This window comes from uncultured Campylobacter sp., assembly GCF_938045225.1.
In the GTDB taxonomy this organism is placed as follows: domain Bacteria; phylum Campylobacterota; class Campylobacteria; order Campylobacterales; family Campylobacteraceae; genus Campylobacter_A.
On the sequence record NZ_CALINL010000148.1, the window covers coordinates 1 to 2,710 of the forward strand.

General features: G+C 41.0%; 2 protein-coding genes. Both read right to left on the reverse strand.

The window, feature by feature from the left end; all coding sequences use genetic code 11:
- The coding region (rpoB, locus tag Q0200_RS05510) for a DNA-directed RNA polymerase subunit beta (RefSeq protein ID WP_297938770.1) at nucleotides 1-2,266 on the reverse strand (2,266 nt) is incomplete at its 3' end.
- 60 nt (nucleotides 2,267-2,326) lie between these two features.
- Nucleotides 2,327-2,665, reverse strand: coding sequence for a CRISPR-associated endonuclease Cas2 (gene cas2, locus Q0200_RS05515; protein WP_314967515.1), 339 nt, complete (start codon nucleotides 2,663-2,665; stop codon nucleotides 2,327-2,329).
- Between the last annotated feature and the right edge of the window lie 45 nt (nucleotides 2,666-2,710).

Here is a 2,710-nt window from a genome sequence, read left to right on the forward strand (position 1 = left end):
CCGCCTCGTCTTCGCCAAGGATAAAGATATTCTTATTGTCCACCTTTTCAACTATGCCAGCGCGTCTAGCCTTGATAGCTTCCCATGCGTCGCGAGCCACGGTACTCTCCATGCCAGTACCTACGATAGGAGCGGACGAACGAAGTAACGGCACTGCTTGGCGTTGCATGTTTGATCCCATTAGAGCGCGGTTTGCGTCGTCGTGTTCCAAAAACGGAATAAGAGATGCCGCAACGCCGGCTATCATACCGGAGCAAAGGTCGATTAGCTTAACGTCCTCGCGTTTGGCCAGTATCATCTCGCCATCTTGCCTAGCTTCAATCAAATCCTCTACTATATATCCGCCTTCATCAAGCGCGGTAGATGCCGGAGCGATAACTAAATTTTCCTCTTGAGTCGCCGTTAAATATACAATCTCGTCGGTTACCTTGCCGTCTACGACTTTTTTATACGGAGCTTCGACGAAACCGAGGTTATTTACCTTTGCGTAAGTAGAAAGCGTGTTAATAAGACCGATGTTTTGACCTTCAGGAGTCTCAACCGGGCAAATTCTGCCGTAGTGAGTCGGGTGAACGTCGCGCACCTCAAAGCCTGCCCTATCTTTTACCAGACCGCCCTCGCCCAGCGCCGAAAGTCTGCGCTTATGCGTAACTTCGCTAAGCGGGTTAGTTTGATCCATAAACTGGCTCAACTGACCGCCGGTGAAAAATTCCATTATCGTCGTGGTTATCATTTTTGGATTAACCAAATCGTAAGGCATAATCTCCTCAGTATTGCCTAGCGTCGTAAATTTATCTCTGATAGCCTTTTGCATTTTTACGAATCCCAGGTGAAGCTCATTTGCCAAAAGCTCACCGATAGAGCGGATACGACGGTTGCCTAGGTGATCGCGGTCGTCAATATGACCTTGTCCGTTTTTGACCTTTATCAAATATTTTGCCGTTTTTATAATGTCCTCATTAGTCAAAACCGTTACGTATTCAGGCACCTCAAGCGCTAGCTTGTGGTTCATTTTCATACGGCCGACGCCAGTTAAATCATATCTTTCAGGATTAAAGAACAAATCATTTACGAAAGCACGAGCAGCGTCTTTAACGACCGGTTCGCCTGGGCGCATAACTTTATAAATTCTTATTGCTGCAAGATCGTTTTCGTCATCGATGTTTTCGGTTTGGCGTAGTAGTTTTAGCGTCTCGTTATCGGCGATAAAAGAATTTATAATAGCGTCGTCCACGCCAGTAGCCAAGTCGTTTGCAATTTCAATACTTTCTTGATCAGCTAAAATTTTAGCAAGTTTATTTTCATCGAGTTGTACAAGAGTATCATAAAGCACCTCACCACTATTTTTGTCGACAACAGGGTGAGCTAAAAATCTATTTACCAAAATTTCAGTCGGGTACTCAACAAATTTCACTCCGTCAGCAATAATCTTATCAGCCTTTTTCTTTGTAAGTCTTTTGCCTGCCTCATGCAAAACATTGCCTTCTTCGTCTTTTATGTCGTATTCGACCCTGCCCTGGTAATCATCCGGATTAAACGGCATCAAAAATTTGTTGTCTTTTATGGTTAACGTTTGTATTGGATAAAATAATTTAATAATATCTTGTTTTTTGTATCCAAGCGCCCTAAAAAGTATAGTTACAGGCACTTTTCTGCGTTTGTTAATACGAACGTAAAGTACATCTTTGGTATCGTACTCAAAATACAGCCAGCTACCACGGTCAGGAATAATTTGAGCCGTATAAATAAGCTTATTTACGACCGTAGGACTTTCTTCTTCTTTAAAGATAACGCCGGGACTTCTGTGAAGCTGATTAACCACGACGCGCTCGACGCCGTTAATAATAAATGAAATTCTATCCGTCATCAAAGGAATTTCGCGAACGAAAATTTCTTGCTCTTTTATATCTTTTATGCCGATCTTCTCGCCTGTTTTTTCATCTCTTTCGTGAACGATCAGCCTTATTTTCATTTTTAAATTTACAGAATAAGTAAGCCCGCGCTCCATACACTCTCTGATCGTATATTTTGGTTTTCCGATTTCAGAGCTTACGTATTCTAAGCTTAAGCGGTTTTGCGGATCATGTATAGGAAATATTGATTTGAAAACTTTTTCTATACCGCTTTCGCCTTGATTTTTATCTACGTTTAAAAACTGGTCAAAACTCTTTTTTTGTAATTGTAGCAGGTTAGGAACATCGATCTCTTTGGCAACATTTGAAAAATCAACCCTAAGACGATTTCCTGAGTATAAGCTATTTAACATTGCATCTACCTCGTGGTAATTTTGAAAGAAAAGTATAGCCTTTTACAAGGCATCTAAAATTTAAAAAAGAGAGAGTTGAATGCACTCCTTTGGAGGAGCTTTTTTCGCCTGACAATAGAAGATTTCTATTCCTTCAAATTGCTTGTCAGTTATAGTCAGTATAGCTACTTTTCCATAGGGAGGTAACCATCGCTTGACACGGTTGATATGTACCTCAGCATTTTCTCGACTGGGGCAATGACGAATGTACATTGAAAATTGGAACAAATCAAAGCCATCTTTTACAAGTGCTTCTCGGAAATCTTGTGCATCTTTACGCATCTTTTTTGTTTCCGTTGGTAGATCATAAAGGACTAATACCCACATAATGCGATAGGAATTAAAGCGTTCATTGTTCATAGTTCAGGATAGGAAATTTGTCGTTTTTCTCCGGTATAACATTTT

Bases quoted from the DNA above. Each gene is read 5' to 3' on its own strand.
- cas2 (WP_314967515.1), bottom strand. From the start codon at position 2,665: ATGAACAATGAACGCTTTAATTCCTATCGCATTATGTGGGTATTAGTC.